Genomic DNA, 17,003 nt, shown 5'->3' with positions numbered 1-17,003 from the left:
GGGGGGCGGAGGTTTCTATAATAATATAGAAGGGAGGAGTTTTCCGGCGGCGATAAGTTTTTTCCTTACTTTTTCAAGTGCGGTGGCGAGGGTTTTCTTCACGTAGTCGTTGCTCAGGTGCAGTGTTGCTGCAATTTCTCTGGTGGTTTTACCTTGTATGCGGCTCAGGTTATAAATAGTGGCCTGGCGGGGCGACATTTCGGCCACAGCGTCCTGAATGATGCGTTTAGTTTCATTGAAGGCGACTTGTTGGATAGCATTATCATAGCTATCATCGTCTGCGAGGGAGAATAAATCTTCCTGCAGGCGATCACGCAGTTTTCTTTTTCTGAGCAGACGGTAACATTCATTGATCACTATTTTCCTTACCCAACCTCCTGGGTTGGTGATGTCAGGGATGCTGTCCCTGTTGAGCCAGATTCGCAGGAATGCTTCCTGGAGGGCTTCTTCCACGTCTTTCTCAGATTGGAGGAGGCGCATCATAGCGCCGGCCAGTAAGGTCATGAAATGCTGGTAGATAATCGTAAATGCTGTTTCGTCGCCTTCTGCTACTTTTAGAAAAAGGTCATTCTCGTCCATTCCATTGTATAGAAACTGATTGGTCATCCTTTGTGGTACAAGTATACCTAATTTTTGAATGAAATAAAAGACGGCTCATTGCTGAGCCGCCTGGTGGTGATACCCTTTGAAAGATCACCTGAGGGGAAGGTGGTTTTGGAAGTATGTTGGTGGATGGAAGATTTGTTGTTGAGGAGGTAAACTTAGACGCCCTGTGTGTTTTTAAAAGGATTATTTAAAGGAAGGTAGTGCAGGTGGGAGGAACTGGGGTAGCAGGGAAAGGATAAAAATATAGGACTCCATATCAAACGCTTCATTTTAATCTTCCTGGAGCCAGTCTAAACATAAGAATCCTTTCCCCTACCTCCAACCTAAAACAAATTCCTCCCCCTGCCGCCATCCATTCTCCCAAAACCAAAAGGCCGCACCTTGACAGGTACAGCCTTATTTGAGAAGAATTTACCCGTAACTTAATTAACAGCATCAATCGCCTCGCGTAGTGCCTTCGCTGCAGCAGCAGGATCCTGAGCAGCATAAATCGCCGCACCAGCCACCGCAACCTGTGCACCGGCTTTAATCACCGCCTGTACATTCTGGAGATTTACACCACCCGCGATAGATACCGGTGTGTTAGCTTTTGATGCTTCATCTATCAAAACCTGAATTGAATACCCTGGTGTCCATTGTTCATCCAGACCTGCGTGCAGTTCTACGAAAGTAGCACCCAGTTCAGCTGCTTCTCTTGCTCTTGTCACACGGTCAGGAGCGCCGATAGTATCTACGACCACACCTTTACCATGTGCCTTTGCAGCTTTCACTGCACCTGCGATAGTCGCATTACCTGCTACGCCTAATACAGTTACCAGGTCAGCACCTGCTTTGAAAGCGATATCTGCTTCCAGTTCACCTGCATCAGCAGTCTTCAGGTCAGCAAATACGATTTTATCAGGATGCGCTTTTTTCATTGCAGTGATTACACTGACACCCATATTCTTGATCAGGGGAGTACCCAGTTCAATGATATCTACATAAGGAGCTACTTTACCCGCCAGTGCCAACGCTTCTTCAGTAGTGAGCAGATCTATTGCTACTTGTAATTTTGCCATATTGATAGTTTAAATTTTTTGTTTTATTTTTTCTATGAGGAGGTTGTTTTATCCGAAGGAGGCTATTCCATGTTAGCATGTTATTTCTATAATTTTCACGGAGATGTAACCCTGTCCAACAGACATTACTCCATGTTAGCATGTTGTTTCCACATAATTTCAGCAGGGATATTACTGAACTTCCATAGTGTCTGGAAGACAGCATCCCCTACAAACAACACATTTTGTTCAAATAGGCTACCTGCATATTGTTCAGAGATCGCGCCGTGAAAATCCTGTTTCTGTGCCGCAGGGATGATCACCACCAGTTGTGCAACATTTGCCAGCGGCGATGTATTTGTAGTAGACAACACAGCTACGCGGGCACTTACGCTATGTGCTTTCTCTGCTGCTTTTACAATAGCGCTGGTAGTACCAGAGCCGGAAGCTGCCAGTAACAGATCATCCTCCTGGATAGCTGGTGTAGTGGTCTCTCCTACTACATGTACATTCAATCCAAGATGCATGAAGCGCATCGCGATGGCGCGCATCATCAGTCCGGTTCTGCCTGCGCCTATTAAAAATATCCTTTTTGCCTGTTGGAGCATGAGTGCGAGAATGGCCAATTCATCAATTGATATTTGAGTGGCCAGTTTTGTATTTTCTTCCAGGATCATGGGCAGGTCGGCGCGTAATCGCTCTGCCAGTGCGCTTTTATCAGATGTGAACATGTGCACAAAATTAGGTGTTATAGTACCGTCTGCTTTATACAATCACCGCAAACACTTGGATAATAAGGAAATGTGGGCGATCCTTTTTCCCTAAAATCCCACCTAATGGGAAAATTATCCAATGCGGGGTTCGTACCTTTACAAAATGAGAGTCGAAGAGAATAATGTGCAACTGGACCGGGCGTTGTTATATATCCGTAATCTGGATAGTTGTCCGCCGAGTTATTTATATGATCCTGCGAGGAAAGATTTCTTTGAAGTATTGTGGTTACAGGATGAATATCCTTTGCACCAGACTACGCCAGAGCTGGCGGCAGTACGTGGGCAATGGGTATACCTGATGCCGCCGTATAGGATACATCAGTTAAATAAAGCGGGGAAGAAGGGGATCTTGTTCTCTTTTAAAAGAGAGCTATTAGAAGAAGAAGATAAAGAGTTTGCGCTGGATGTATTCAGGATCTTTAATATCAGTGGAGAGTTTACGATCATGCAGTTGACACCTGACAAGGTGGAACGGTTGAATAAGGTATATGAACTACTGGAAGCCGAATACAAAGACAACTCCGGCAATCTGGCGATGATCAAGTCATTATTGAAAGTGTTCCTCTTACATCTTATAAAGATGAAGAATGAGGAGTTCACCTCACTGAATATAAATCAAAAGCGTGCATATGAGTTCTTATTATTGCTAGAAGATCATTACATAGAAGAACGGAATATGCAATTCTATGCAGACAAACTGGGGTTGAGTGCAAAGCGGTTGAACCAGGTGCTGAAAGAGGTGCTGAATGCAACAAGTATTCAACTCCTGCATGACAGGCTCATTTTAGAAGCGAAGCGACAGATTATACATAGCGAGAATAGTATAAAGGAGATCGCATGGGTGTTAGGATTTAAAGACAGGCCGTATTTTAGCAGATTCTTTAAGGTACATACCGGGCAGACGCCGGAGGCGTTTCAGAAGCATGTGAAACATCATGTAGAGACGTTGCAGAATACATTGGTTAGTTAATTATTTTAACCCTGTAGCAAGTAATAATAAATAGAAAAGGACTCCTTATTCAGAAGTCCTTTTCTACAAGGTGGGTCGTTGGCGGGACGATAATCGAACACTCCGACCCTTTATTTACTTGGATTGAACAAGTCAAACACGCAATACACCTTGATTTTCAACTCTTTAAAAAAAACAACAACAATTTATACTAAAAAGCTATCTTCATTAGCAGAACATCATCTAAGTTGACCACTCAATTCTTATACCTAAGCATTCTTAATCTTCCCCAAACTCATCTATCGTGCAGATCTGGCCAAAGATATGCTGAGCGGTACCCATCAGTTATTTGGATATTAAGGTAAAAATACGATCCGGACCGATCCGGCGAATCCTACTTATACGATACAGGAAGTACACAATATGGCAAAGGTGTTGAGATGGACCTGCAAACCAAGGCGCTGAAAGGATTAATTATTCATCAAACAACGCTATTCTCAATATCTACTTTAGATCCCGTAAAAAGAAAATAGACTCACACCATAGTTATCCGCAATTTTCACCGATTTAGCACCACCCATCACCTTATATATTGCAGAAAAATCAATCGTCTCTTTACCTCTGAAAAGGTCCGCAAGATCAGCCTGTAAAGTGATCTTCCCATTATCCGATTTTCCGGCCGGTATCTTTACCTCCTGCACACGGATAGAATTTGCTGCAGCTTTAATTCCACCTATATCAAATGATATTTTCCCTGTAGGCGACTGCGGTGAAGTACCTTCCAGTTTCAGGAAAATATAACCACTATTCCAGGTCCAGAACATTTTATTAGCAGGATCAAGCGCCCCGGTTTGTGCACCCGATACATTGCGGGCACTATCTACTCCAAGAATAAATTTAATGCTGGCGATTTTTTCTTTGGGAAAATCTGCAATTGTGATGCTGGTACTGCTGTTATCTTCAGCATTGACCAGGTAATAGGCTGCCGGCAATATGATCTCATGACCATTAGCTGTGACCATACTAAAATTGCTTACATAATATTTCAATTTTGACACAGTAAAGGTGTCACCATGTTCGTTGCGATATTTTTTATTGTTCAATACCAGTGGCACACCATTAATCATATGCTTAAAGGAAATAGTCATTGTCCTTTTTGCATGCGTTGAATATCCACTAAACTGCACAGCCAATAAAACAATTAAAATGAATAAACGTTTCATACTATCCTTTTTTAGATTTAAATTTCCGGCCTAACCATATGAGTGTGCCAGTAACTGGCAGACTGGCGGCAAAGAGAGACGCAAGAAAAGCGATCACCTTTCCGGGAAGCCCACCTATAGCACCCACATGCATGTCAAAATTCATCCGTTTGATCTTATCTGCCGGAGTTGCATAGGCATATAAACCATTGCCAAAACCACTTCCCTTCCCGTTTACTTCTTTACCTGAATACTGATCAAAGTACCTGGTATCGCGCCTGTAACGGGTGGTATGATCAGGGTTAAAATACAACGTGATTACATCCTCCCGTTTCACAGGAAAGTAGATCACTACACTGTTGGATTCATTTAAAGGCACCTGTGCCATCTGACGCATCCAGATACTATCGACCATATTTTCAACCGGCATTGGCTTCCCGGATTTCCCTTTATGCGTCATGACCATTTTACGACCACCAGAACTTATGAAATATACTGATCTGGCAAACCATTGATAACCGAATACAAGACCGGTCAGACAAATGATCAATAAAAACAGGACGCTGTAAAAACCCAGCACATTGTGCAGGTCATAATTGACCCTTCTCCACCTGGCTGTCCATCGGATGGTTAAACCCGCAAGCAGCTGGTTCCTTTTTTTGGGCCACCATAATATAGTGCCAGTGATAAGCAGGAACAGGAACATTAAAACGGCAGCAGGGACAATCACTTTACCAATATTTTCAGGCAACCATAGGTAATAGTGTCCTTTCAGGATAAAGCGAAAAAAGTCCTTTTTCATATCCATAATACCCAATACCCTACCGGTATGGGGATCGAGGTATACCACTTCTGATTCCGAGCGCTTTTTCGCACCCTGCATATTGACTGCTACCGGATGTTGAATACCCTCCCAGGTAATGTAGGCCGCCTTTTGCCCATGGGCTGCACGCGCCTTTTCAGCCAGTACGGAAGGGGGTAATAAGGAGCCGGCAGAAGTAATATTTTGGAGATAAGGATTGGTCGCATACCTTATCTCATCTTCAAATACAAGTATGCAACCTGTAACACTGACAATGAAAACAACTATTCCCGAAACCAGGCCCAGCCATAAATGCAGCTTTCTGATCATGGTTTAAAATTTTAATGCCAGTGAACCTGATATGCGCAAAGGCATTTGCGGTGATAAACTCAGCCAGTAACGTTTGTCTGTCAGATTATCAGCTTTCAGCGCGATACGGTACCTGGATCTGTTGTAAAAAACAGATGCATTCAGGATTGTAGCTGCCGGTACGTTCAGGCTATTGGCGTCGTCATAAAAGGTCTGACCATAGTAGTTGGCACCCAATCCGGCGCCAAGGCCGGCTGCAGCGCCCTGCTGTAGTGTATAACTGACCCAGCAGTTTGCTACATTGAAAGGTACATTGGCCGGACGATGACCTTCTATATCCGCATCAGCTGCTGTATAACGGCTGTCATTGTAACCATAACCAGCTACGAAATTCAATCCTCTGGCAGGAGTCGCGATCATCTCTATTTCAGCCCCTTTGCTACGCTGGGTGCCATCCTGGATAGAGAAGTCTGGTTGTTCCAGGTTGGTACGCAACACATTTTTAACCTCAATATCATAATAACTAATACTGGCAGTCAGCTTTTTTTCGAACAGTTCTGCCTTTATACCTCCCTCCCACTGATTGGCCTGTTCCGGCTTGAACGCTTTACCATTGGCATCTTCTCCCGTCTGGTTGGTAAAGCCATTCATATAATTGGCGAATAATGACAACTGATTTTTTACCACCTGGTACACAATACCCAGCTTAGGTGACCATGCACCCTGATGATAGGCGCCTGTAGTAGCCCCTGTAGTAGACTTATAGGAACCACGGTTGTCGTAATAATCATATCGCAAACTTAACATCACATCTAAACGGGAAGTTAATTCTATGACATCAGATGCATATGCTGCGTAAACATTGGTTTTATTAGCAGAGGGGGATACGGCCAGCCCTTTTGCCACTGCGAGTAACTGTTCCCTGTTCACATACGGCGTCGCTGCTTTTCGGAAATTGACAGTATCATAAATACCTTTGCTGGCGTTGTTATAAAGGAAATACTGGCGCTGCAGCACATCCAATCCCAATAATACGCGGTGCCGGATACTTCCTGTATAAAAATTACCTGTGAAGTTCTGCTGAATATCCATTGCTTTGGTGTCGTAATTGATCTTACCCGTTCTGCGCTGGATCATGCTATCGTTCATGACATATGGAGTAAAGGCCAGCCTGTCGTACTTATTATTGGCCCAGGATACGTTGGTTTGCGATGTCCAGTTATCATTGATACGATAATTGATCTGTCCATAGTAGCTTACCGCCCCTCCTTCCATATAAGCTTCGTTGGTAAAGAAAGATCTTTTATAAATGCTGTTCAGCTGCCGTACGTCCGTGACGCCGGAACCTGAAATAATATTATACAGGGGAACCTGTGTGGCATTGCGGTGGTAATATTCAGCTTCCAGTATAATCGTCGTGCGATCATTCACCTTGTACGAGATAACAGGATTGACCAGGTAATTATGGGCATACCCATAATCCTGGAAAGATTCTTCCCTGTGTGCTGCAGCATTTATCCTGAGCAGCAGGCTGGAATCTTTGTTGACTGGCGTATTCAGATCGGCAGTGAAACGATTCAGTCCAAATCCGCCGTTGGTATAACTTACTTCGCCGCCAAAGGCTTTAAAAGGGCGTTTTGTAACCCTGTTCACCAATCCTCCATAAGAGATCAGGCTACTGCCGTATAAAGTTCCTGAAGGACCTTTAATGACCTCTACCCGTTCCAGGTTAGCAGGGTCTATATCCATGTACAAAGGACTTGTAATACCATTGCGGATATATCCTGATTCGGCAAATCCCCTGAGCATATATACGTTTCTACCGTTATCGACCCTGGCACCGGGCGCAGCACCGGGTGCATTGCGCATGGCTCCTGCAAAATCAGTGGTGACCTGTTCCACCATCAGCTCTTTGGAGATCGTAGCATACACCTGCGGATTTTTTAAATTTTCCAGCGGCATTTTGGCCACATAAGGAGACTCCTTTTTGTAAAATTTGTTTTGCCTCGCGCTGTTGACTGTGATTTCCTGTAGTTGTGCGGCAGACTGGTCGAGTGTTACGACAGATAGTGCCGTCGTTTTTCCGGCTGTCACCTGTACCTGCCGGTGTACAGGTTTGATACCGATGTAAGAAAAAATAATTTCGTAATTACCCGCAGGTAATTTTAACTCAAAGTAGCCCTCCTCAGAGGTAATGGTCATAAATTTTGTGTCTTTTGCAATGATACTGACACCTTCTGCTGGCTGACCATCTGATGATAACACCTTCCCTTTGATAGTGCCTGTAACTACAATGCCCTGTGCATTTGCACAAAACAGCAACAACATCACAGTTAGCAATGCTTCTCTGAACAATTTCAACATGATTCCCGATTTTTATTTAAAACAAATATGTCACATGTACCATCGCACGGTTACCCGCTTTTACCTGCAGGTTAGCCAGGTGCTGAGAAATCACCGGCTGAAAGTTAGCGCCTGCCGATATACGGCCAAATGTTGCCTCTCCACCAATGGTCCCCATCAATGAATAACCTCCGGACTGATCGATGGTATATTTTTTATTTTCTGTGTCTTTGACGGCGGTCTCATAGAGTATACCGGCGTTTGGAGCGATAGATACTTTATTATTGATCCTGAATTTATAATAAGCCAGAATATTGCTGCTGAACTTATTACCATACCGGTAATCATACTTGTTACTGGTGTTCATTTTATAACTCAGGTTCATATTTACCCCAAAGTCCATAAGTCGTACATCATACATCAGATGTACTGAGAAGTCGGTGCTGGCTGTACCTAACTGGAAGTTATTCGGTGTATTTTCATTCTCTTCATGTTCTGTCGATTCATATTTTCCGGTAGGCACTTTGATACCTGCGCCCACCCAAAGGGATTGTACCAGTAGCTGGTCATTACCGGTGGTGGTCCGGGTATCTAACAGTTGATAATAGCCTACTACGGCAATGTCACCAATACCTGAACGGTGCATAGTTACACCCTGATTTTCCCTGCTATTAAAATTAACCGGCACAAATCCCAATACCCGGAACCGTTTACCAATGTTCCAGCCACCCCACAGCTCTGCTGTCTGGTAGGTTTCATCTGTGGTGAGGTAAGAAGTGGTTCCCCCCACGCCAAGATGAGACCGTAGGGTTTTATATTGGTAACGTAAGCCCAGAAAACGTTTTTTAAAGTCGGGTAGAATGCCTATATAATAACTGCCCACACCGCATCCGCAGATGTCACAGGCACGTACTATGTATGATGCCATTAACAATATTACCAGCAGCGTCAGTTTCTTTTTCATAATTACTGTGATTCTTCTGAGAATCGTTTATCTGTGATAAATGTTTTATCGTTGAGGGTATTCAGAAATGCCAGCAGGTAAGTTTTCTCATCTGCGGTGAGCGGTATCCCCAAAACACCATTTTGTTTTAGCAAAGGGTCGAGGGTCGTCATATCCTGCACTTCGCTGTTGTAATGCTCTAATACACCAGCCAGTGTGTAAAACCTGCCGTCATGCATATAAGGCGCCGTATAGCCAAGATTACGGAGGCTGGGCACCTTAAATTTGTACATATCAGCAGCATTTACAGTCACATCGTACCTGCCCTGGTCATTGTTCGGACCTACCCCGATACCATTGTTCCTGAAGCTATAATCAGTGAACAGTGGTGCAGGATGACAGCTGCTGCATTTCTGTTCAAATAGCACATAGCCTTTCTGTTCGTCCGCAGTGTAAGTAGCTCCCCATCCATTTTGTACAGAGTCGTATCTGGAATGGTTGCTCACCAGCATCACCATGAACTGCGAAAAGGCTTTCATCAACCGGGAGGTGGTGATCTCTTCACTGCCATAAGCATTTTTAAACAGCGCCGGGTATTCTGAAGTAGCTCTGAGTTTATTCATGACATTTTCCACAGTTTCATCCATTTCTACCTCGTTGGTGATAGGTGCGATGGGTTGAAGATCCAGGTCAAATACCCCACCGTCCCACATGAATGAAGTATTCCATGCAAGGTTCATGATGGGAGGCGCATTTCTCTTGCCCAGGCGATCGTCAATACCATGACTTACATCATGACCGTGGTGGGTGAAGGCAGATGTTTGTAAATGACAGAAACCACAGGAGATAGTATTATTCCGGGACAGGCGCGCATCATAAAATAGTTTACGGCCGAGAATGAACCCATCTTCGGTGATTGTATTATTGGCAAGGTTGTATACAGGCTCCGGGAAATTGGCTGGCTGTTCAAAGCCTATAAAGGCCGAAATTTCGTCTTTTTTGTCACAGGCGTACAGGAAGACCACAAACGCCAGTAAGAGCCGGTATTTAAGGCTAATTTTCGGTATGGTCATGTGTAAACATTTTCTGGTAATTGTTAGCCACATTCACACTATAATCGCTGACCATAATAGTAGACCATTCTGCAAGGCTGATATTGGTGGTGCCGTTAAAGACCTTGAGTATATCTGCCATGAGGTGAATGTTAGGGACACGGCCATCTACTACTTTGGCAGTACCGGCAGCTGTGAGGTCTACTGTGATCGTTTTAATGTTATTGAAAGTAACAGCATTATAACCACCAAAACCACCGATATGGTAACGGAATTTATGCTGACCACTGGCATCGATCGGAGCTGCATCAGAAGTTCCCTCCATTTTCAGGAAGATGTAACCGCTGTTCCATCCCCAATACATGCCCTCATCCATACCGCCGGAAGGATCGAGTACACCTGTGCGTTTAGAAATATCCATCGTGCTGCGCAGGCTGTCTACCCCAAGTACAAAGGTGAGGGAGGTATATTCTCCTTCGGGAACATGGACTTTTACGAACTGACTTGTGCCATCTTCTTCTGAGATGAGGAAATAACTGCTATCCTGTGGCACGGTATAGGTTTCACCGCTACTGTTCTTTACACTGATATTGCTTACAAAATATTTGAGAATATCCACAGAGAATTTTTCTCCTGCGGCGTTCGTATAAACACCTGTGCCCAGCTGAAGATTTCTATCTCCTGCAATGTTGTCAAACTGTATAGAGAGGGTGCCTTTTACACTGCTATCCGGCGTAACGGTTTCTTTGCTACAGGCAGTGAATGCGATAAGGGCCAGTAAGAATAATTTCTGCTTCATTTTATGGTTGTTTAAAAGCTGTATTGTGAATAAAGGCGGTATCTGTCAGTGTATGCAGGAATGCGATAATAGCAGCCTGGTCATCTGAGCTGAGTGGTTCTTTGTTCAATAAAATAGTATCGGTAGTTGGCGAATGCTTTATACCATTGCTATAATGTTGTAATACGGCAAACAGGTCTGCAAAGCGGCCATCGTGCATATAAGGAGCCGTAAGGGCGATGTTTCTGAGTGTTGGTGTCTTGAATTTTCCAAGGTCGGCAGAATCGTACGTGATCCGGAACCTGCCCTGGTAAATTCCTTCCAGTGCATCGCTGGAGAAATCGCTGTCAATACCATTATTATGAAAACTATTGTCAGTAAAGAGTACTCCGCTGTGACAGGAACGGCAGTGATTATTAAACAAGGTCAATCCTTTCTGCTCCTGTATATTCAGTTGCTGTTGATCATAGGCAGAGTTAGCCGAGATTAGTGTTCTTTCAAACTGTGACAGTGCTTTCAGAATATTAGCGGTTGTAATTTCACTATTGAAAGCTGATTTGAACCGGCGCACATACTCCGGTACTTCATTCAATTCGGAAATGAGTTCGTACAGGTTCTGGTGCATTTCATCTTCGCTGGTAAGGGGGCCAAGGGCCTGCGATTCCAGGTTGGTAGAGCCTCCTTCCCAAAACAGGCCGTTCGTGGCCCAGGCAAGGTTAATGAGTGCAGGTGCTGACCGGTGAAGCTGTTTGCCTGATACGCCGATATCGCTCAGCGCAACCCCGTCAGTAAATGCCAGGTTTTGCTGATGACAGCTGGCGCAGGATAGTTTGTTATTACCGGAAAGCCGGGTATCATAAAACAACAGGCGTCCCAGTTCAATCCCCTCTTTAGTCAGCGGATTGTCTGGTGTAGCTGGCAAAGCAGGGAAATACCCCGGAATGCTGATGACAGCTGCCGGGGTATTTTGTGTTTTTGAACAGGCGATTATGGCCAGTGTAAATATGCAGATCAATATTCTCATTTGGCAATAGTGGTGGCGGTGATAGCCTTAGTGCTGTAGTTGTCTGCAACCTGTGTCATCACGGCTGGCACTGAAGCGCCTATTGTCGGAGTGGTTGCCAGATCCAGGCCGTCAATGATCTTCGTAACATCCACAGAAAATTTGATATTTGTTGTGGAAGCGGCATTGATGGTAACACTGCCGGGCAACGTAATGGTGATCGTACGGTAGTTGGTATTCAAACCAGTTTCTACGGCTATAGCAGTGCTGTTACGGGTACCTTTCAGGGAACTGAAGATATAGCTGGTGTGCCACATCCAGGATACATTCGTCATACCGTTTAACTGGGAGAGTTCGCCTGCCTGCAGACTTAAATTATCATTATATACGGCGTCTATACCGATGGAAAAAGTAATGCTCTTATACGTTCCGGCAGGAATGTCGCTAATGGTCACATCTTCTCTTTTTGTGGCAGGATATTCAAAACTACCGTCCTGCACAGCGATCGCATTATTCTCTTCCAGCAGGTAATAAGAAGAAGGCACTTTATAGGTGTTCCCATCAGTATTGGTAAGCGTTACATTACTCACCCAATAGCGCAGCTGCGTGAAATTGTAAGTAGCGCCATTGATCGTGACATCCTTATTTAAAGTAAAATCGTCGCTACCCACCTTTGAGTCGAAGGTCAGTACAGTCTGACCATTCAGCGTATCAGAGGTGTCTTTGTCATCATCTTTGCTACAGGCCGAGAATAATATAGTTGCGAACGACAGCAGAATAGAAATTTTCTTCATGAATGATTGTGTTTGAAATTGGGCAATAGAATATTATCATGCATTCGGGTGAATGCAAATCAGGTTGAATTTTTATGATATAAAGATTTCCTGCTTATCCGCAGCGTTGACTGCGCATAAGAAAATCAGGATCATGCTTTTTCAGCCGCCGGAAAGAAATGATTCAATTCCGCATACTGAAAAGACATGAACATACCGGAACAGGTACCGGCAGGTACTGCATTTAAAACTGAAAAGTAAATTTTATGGAACAGACACTAGGCTCCCGGGGGATGAAATATAGATGTAGAGCCACTTATAGGGTATCCTATGATAAGAGGTGTATAATATGCTTTTGAAATAGTAATAACAGGTGAAGCTAATGTAATAGTGGCCAGGCCAGGTATAAAATGTTCGCTTTTATTTTCTGCGCGACGTTCAGGGTTTTCCTGGTTTCTCTTTTCTTCCTCATTCAGTTGTTTCCTCATCTGGCAATGACCATTACAGTGCATCTGAGGGTTATTCCTGTTGATACAAAGGTTTTTGGCTATATATTCCTGGTTAAGGTAAAATTCAAACATTACCAGATAACGGCCCGACAGCTGACAAAGCCAGAGCAGCAGCAGGAAAGCCGTTATTAGTTGTTTGCGCATTAAGTTCCTGAATTTGTAGAATTGTATGCAAGTTATATATAAATTTCGAAAAGAAGGTGGCAAAAGTCATACGATTGCACACTCACTTAAAAATAATATTTACAGCAATGTACCCATTATTGATTTTGAATGAAGCATTACCTTAAATTTATTATATTTTGGTAACTGCATAACTCAGGATATGAAAAGTATGCTGCTCAAACCGGCAACATACTTTTCAAAAAAACAGCTTACTTTACCACTGCCAGCAAGTTCCTATATCCCGCAATCAACACCCCGACCGTAATCAATAAATAAATCAGCGCCGACCTGGATAAAGGACTCCATCCAAATCCTGCGTACTGCTTTGGCACGAACCTCGGAATAGCATCCACATCGTCATTATTAAATGTGCGATACGTAGAATCATACGCCATTTTAGGATAATAAAACCTTTGCGTCACCTTCCTGAAAGTATCCACATCTGTACTAAAGCTGTTAAACTGGTGCCAATGCGTGCCCGCCAGTGTCGTCAGCTGCTCCTGTAGCATCAAAGCCGGACTTGCCAGCTGAAAACTACTGATCGCCTCCTGCTGCCGCTCAATCTGCCCATACAATTTCCGCTCCGCCACTTCAGCCGCCGCATCTTTAATCTCCTGGCTCTTATACACAATCACTCCATATCCATACACCATCCCTGGCGTAACTATAGATGCCTGGCGTATCATTGTACGTGGATTATTGAATACATCCTTCGTCAGTTCCTGCCCATCCTTCTCAAAATAACTGTTCAACGCCTTCCTTTCCTCAATCACCATCGAAATTCTGCTTGGAATAGGATACATCTTATTTAACCCGATCTGCAAAACATTTGGTACAATGATTCCCGTAAACAACCAGATAAAGATCAACGTCATCGCATTCACGGCAGAACTCATCGAAAAGCTATTTACCAGCATCGACAATGAAAACCAGAAAGCAAAATACAGCGACACACACGCCACCATCCACCACCAGTTATCCGAAAAAACAAATGCACTCCCTATCAAAACCATTAATACGGGAGTCACCACCAGCCAGAAGAAAACAGTAAACAACAAAAATCTTATCCCCACTCTTGAAAAGATCAACCTCGCCAGTGATTGATTGCTTGTTTTCAATAATACCCATGTACCCTGTTCCTTCTCTGAAGAAAGCACATTATAGGAGAAAATAATAATGAGCAAAGGAAACAGGTACACCACCACAAAAGAAAAATCAAAGTTTCCAATGAACTGCAAAAAACTATTCTCAATCTCCCCGTCATACGTCAGGTATTGCTTCTTATTGATATACACCTTGTAGTAAAAAGGCTGAATATCACTTTGTCCGATACTCAATGCCTGCAAAGGGAATGGTTGCTTGATCGCAAACTGCGGGCCCTCATTCCTCGCAGTATTATAAGCAAAAGTAGGATCGTCCCAGATAAATCCCGGGTACACCATAAGATTCGATTCAATACGATGTATCCTTTGCCGCAGACTATCCGTAATCTCAGTATCATACTGCTTAATTTTCTGAATCGTCCCCAGCTGCTTTTTATACATACTGCTTCCAATCCACAAGGAAGCCAGCAAAATAAAAAAGATGATCGTAAATAAATATACCAGCACCTTATTTCTGAGTAGTAACTTTATTTCATGTTTAATAATAATTCGTAGCATCACACAGACATTTTACGGTAAGAGAAGATCATTAGCCCTATAGTCAACACCCCCCAGCAAACCAGTACTGCCATCGCACTCCATGCTGCTGAAAAACGCATACCGGTACCAGGCGGCTCATATTTAAACTGTGGCACCGTTTTCCAGAAATCATTAGAAGCTTCCACATGATCCTGATAAAAATCATCAACAATAACTCCCACCTTCCTGCGGTGTATCTCAGCCTTCTCTGCAAAATCATTGTGCGTGTTCATGTCTGTAGCAGTCATATGCATAGAAAAATCCCTGAATGCCAGAAACGGGGAGAATATCGCCAGCGAACGTACTAATCCATCCTGTCTTGCCTGGTTCTGCTCCACCGCCGAATACGCTCTATCCATCACTTTTCCATCAGATTCTTCAAAGAACTCAATAGTGATCGGGATAAAAAATACCGGAAGCCGCTGAATACTATCGACATGATACGCCGCCAGGGTTCTCTTCAGCAATTGCTCCCGGCGTTGATCTTTCGTTCCTTCACCTTTCACGCCATATTGCATTTCATTGAAAGTCCTATGCTCAAACTCAATAGAAGTAATAGAAGGGAAGGTCTGCTTTGATACCTCCGCAGATAACCGTGGGGTCAAAAATACTCCTGTCAGCCAGAAACCGGATAAGATCACCAGTGATAACGTCGCACTCCTTGTGAGGAGCGATACAGATACCGCAATACTGGTCATAATTATCGCAAAAAGACAAAGCCCCACGACAAAGATCAGGAAGCTGGGTAATACTGCCCCGAAATGCCCGGTACCTGTCAGCAACAACCCAAAAGCCGCCAGCACGATAATACCTATGATCATAAAAACAACACTCAGACACGCCAGCAACTTTCCCATATACAACTGTAATTTCCCGGCCTTAGAGCTCAGCAACATCTTAATCGTTCCATTTTCCCACTCTTTGGAGAAAATGTTATGACATATTAAGAACACAAACAGCGGAAAGATAAATTGTACCAGGTAAGCAATATTGAAGAACCCAAAGCTCTTCAGACTCGTCGCATCTGTCACCTCCCTGAATTTTATAATGCCCCGCTTATGCGGTTCGAGGTAAAACGAATTGCCGGTATAATCCTCAATCCCATTGTCAATCATCGCCAGATCAGCAGTAGGCTTATATGCATAAAAACCAAAGTGAGCACCTAAATGCGGGTTTTTATTTCCCTGTGAAATAAACTGCTGATAAGTCACTTCCTGCGATTCCTTCAGCAACCGGCTATGGTTTTTATAATAGGTATATCCATTATAAACTGAAAGGATCGTAAGGATCAGCAGTCCGCCAATCATCCAGGATATTTTGGAAGTGCGGAAGATCTCTTTCAGCTCCTTTTTAAAAATAATCCTGATCATTACAAATTTTCTTTAACAACATCAATATAAAGCCTGGTCAGATCCGCATCAGAAACATCTGCTGCATGCATCTCATGCCGTAGTTTGCCTTTATGCATAATACCAATCCGGTTCCCGAGATTCTTCGCCATCAACAGATCATGGGTCGCCATCAGGGTAGATACGCCCTGTTCACTCAGCCGCATAATGATCTGTGAAAACTCATTGCTGGCGTGTGGGTCCAACCCTGAAGTAGGTTCATCCAGAAAGAGTGCTTTCGCTTTTTTCACTAACGCAATCGCGATCCCAACCTTCTGACGCATCCCTTTAGAATAAGAGTTGACCCTTTTATCAAATGCAATGCTTTGCAGCCCCGCAGTGTGCATATAAGCAGTCAGTTCATCACGGGTGTATTTAAACCCGGAGAGCGCACTAAAATATTCCAGGTTCTCCATACCTGTCAACGTAGGATAAAGATTCACAATCTCAGGAATATAAGCGACCATATTTCGTGTGGCAGCATTATTGACATCCACTTCCTGTCCGTCAATCAAAGCCCGGCCTCCCGTAGCAGGAATAAATCCAAGAAAGATATTGATCGTAGTGGATTTCCCGGCTCCATTAGATCCCAGCATGCAGTATACTTCACCTGTCTTAATCTCAAGATTCAATTTATCCAAAGCGGTATAATCGCCGTATTGTTTTGTTAAGTTCTCTGCTATTAGCAT

General features: G+C 43.7%; 16 protein-coding genes. 1 reads left to right on the top strand and 15 read right to left on the bottom strand.

All coding sequences use genetic code 11. The features are described 5' to 3' along the window. Positions 1-15: 15 nt before the first annotated feature. The 3 genes from SIO70_RS15205 to hxlB form a co-directional block, all read right to left on the bottom strand. Positions 16-606, bottom strand: a complete 591-nt coding sequence (locus SIO70_RS15205) for an RNA polymerase sigma factor (RefSeq protein ID WP_320581704.1) — start codon at positions 604-606, stop codon at positions 16-18. A gap of 422 nt (positions 607-1,028) precedes the next feature. Continuing rightward, positions 1,029-1,664 (bottom strand): 3-hexulose-6-phosphate synthase, encoded by a 636-nt coding sequence (gene hxlA / locus SIO70_RS15200; protein WP_083722465.1) that lies wholly within the window; start codon positions 1,662-1,664, stop codon positions 1,029-1,031. A 125-nt stretch (positions 1,665-1,789) separates the two neighbouring features. Next, positions 1,790-2,374: a 6-phospho-3-hexuloisomerase gene (gene hxlB / locus SIO70_RS15195; RefSeq protein ID WP_320581703.1), complete on the bottom strand. Its 585-nt coding sequence runs from the start codon at positions 2,372-2,374 to the stop codon at positions 1,790-1,792. A gap of 145 nt (positions 2,375-2,519) precedes the next feature. Between hxlB and SIO70_RS15190 the strand changes: the two genes are divergently transcribed. Further along, the gene (locus SIO70_RS15190; RefSeq protein WP_320581702.1) at positions 2,520-3,386 is read left to right on the top strand and encodes a helix-turn-helix domain-containing protein; all 867 of its coding nucleotides are present in this window, start codon (positions 2,520-2,522) and stop codon (positions 3,384-3,386) included. A gap of 488 nt (positions 3,387-3,874) precedes the next feature. On the opposite strand, the gene SIO70_RS15185 is transcribed toward SIO70_RS15190, so the two are convergent. The 12 genes from SIO70_RS15185 to SIO70_RS15130 all read right to left on the bottom strand — a co-directional run bounded on the left by SIO70_RS15185 (position 3,875) and on the right by SIO70_RS15130 (position 17,003). After that, positions 3,875-4,588, bottom strand: coding sequence for an MbnP family protein (locus tag SIO70_RS15185; protein ID WP_320581701.1), 714 nt, complete (start codon positions 4,586-4,588; stop codon positions 3,875-3,877). A gap of 1 nt (position 4,589) precedes the next feature. Next, positions 4,590-5,699 (bottom strand): PepSY-associated TM helix domain-containing protein, encoded by a 1,110-nt coding sequence (locus SIO70_RS15180; protein ID WP_320581700.1) that lies wholly within the window; start codon positions 5,697-5,699, stop codon positions 4,590-4,592. A 3-nt stretch (positions 5,700-5,702) separates the two neighbouring features. Then, a complete protein-coding gene (locus tag SIO70_RS15175; protein WP_320581699.1) occupies positions 5,703-8,042 on the bottom strand; it encodes a TonB-dependent receptor in 2,340 nt (779 codons plus the stop codon). 16 nt (positions 8,043-8,058) lie between these two features. Next, complete coding sequence (locus SIO70_RS15170) at positions 8,059-8,985, bottom strand: transporter (RefSeq protein WP_083722471.1); 927 nt, start codon at positions 8,983-8,985, stop codon at positions 8,059-8,061. 2 nt (positions 8,986-8,987) lie between these two features. Next, on the bottom strand, positions 8,988-10,037 hold the full coding sequence (locus SIO70_RS15165; protein WP_083722472.1) for a cytochrome-c peroxidase: 1,050 nt from the start codon (positions 10,035-10,037) through the stop codon (positions 8,988-8,990). Next, positions 10,018-10,815 carry an MbnP family protein gene (locus tag SIO70_RS15160; protein ID WP_320581698.1) on the bottom strand — a complete coding sequence of 266 codons (798 nt, stop codon included), beginning with the start codon at positions 10,813-10,815 and terminating at the stop codon, positions 10,018-10,020. The genes SIO70_RS15165 and SIO70_RS15160 overlap by 20 nt, the downstream gene beginning before the upstream one ends. Before the next feature lies 1 nt (position 10,816). Next, a complete protein-coding gene (locus tag SIO70_RS15155; RefSeq protein ID WP_083722474.1) occupies positions 10,817-11,818 on the bottom strand; it encodes a cytochrome-c peroxidase in 1,002 nt (333 codons plus the stop codon). Then, positions 11,815-12,591, bottom strand: coding sequence for an MbnP family protein (locus tag SIO70_RS15150; RefSeq protein WP_083722475.1), 777 nt, complete (start codon positions 12,589-12,591; stop codon positions 11,815-11,817). The genes SIO70_RS15155 and SIO70_RS15150 overlap by 4 nt, the downstream gene beginning before the upstream one ends. Before the next feature lie 257 nt (positions 12,592-12,848). After that, on the bottom strand, positions 12,849-13,223 hold the full coding sequence (locus SIO70_RS15145) for a hypothetical protein (RefSeq protein ID WP_143708815.1): 375 nt from the start codon (positions 13,221-13,223) through the stop codon (positions 12,849-12,851). 230 nt (positions 13,224-13,453) lie between these two features. After that, positions 13,454-14,905, bottom strand: coding sequence for a DUF3526 domain-containing protein (locus tag SIO70_RS15140; RefSeq protein WP_320581697.1), 1,452 nt, complete (start codon positions 14,903-14,905; stop codon positions 13,454-13,456). Beyond that, positions 14,905-16,296: an ABC transporter permease subunit gene (locus tag SIO70_RS15135; protein WP_320581696.1), complete on the bottom strand. Its 1,392-nt coding sequence runs from the start codon at positions 16,294-16,296 to the stop codon at positions 14,905-14,907. The genes SIO70_RS15140 and SIO70_RS15135 overlap by 1 nt, the downstream gene beginning before the upstream one ends. Further along, positions 16,296-17,003, bottom strand: coding sequence for an ABC transporter ATP-binding protein (locus SIO70_RS15130; protein WP_320581695.1), 708 nt, complete (start codon positions 17,001-17,003; stop codon positions 16,296-16,298). The genes SIO70_RS15135 and SIO70_RS15130 overlap by 1 nt, the downstream gene beginning before the upstream one ends.

The sequence above is a fragment of the Chitinophaga sancti genome, assembly GCF_034087045.1.
GTDB classification, from domain to species: Bacteria; Bacteroidota; Bacteroidia; order Chitinophagales; family Chitinophagaceae; genus Chitinophaga; species Chitinophaga sancti_B.
Note: the sequence above shows the minus strand (reverse complement) of the source record. Positions and strands in the feature narration are given on the sequence as shown.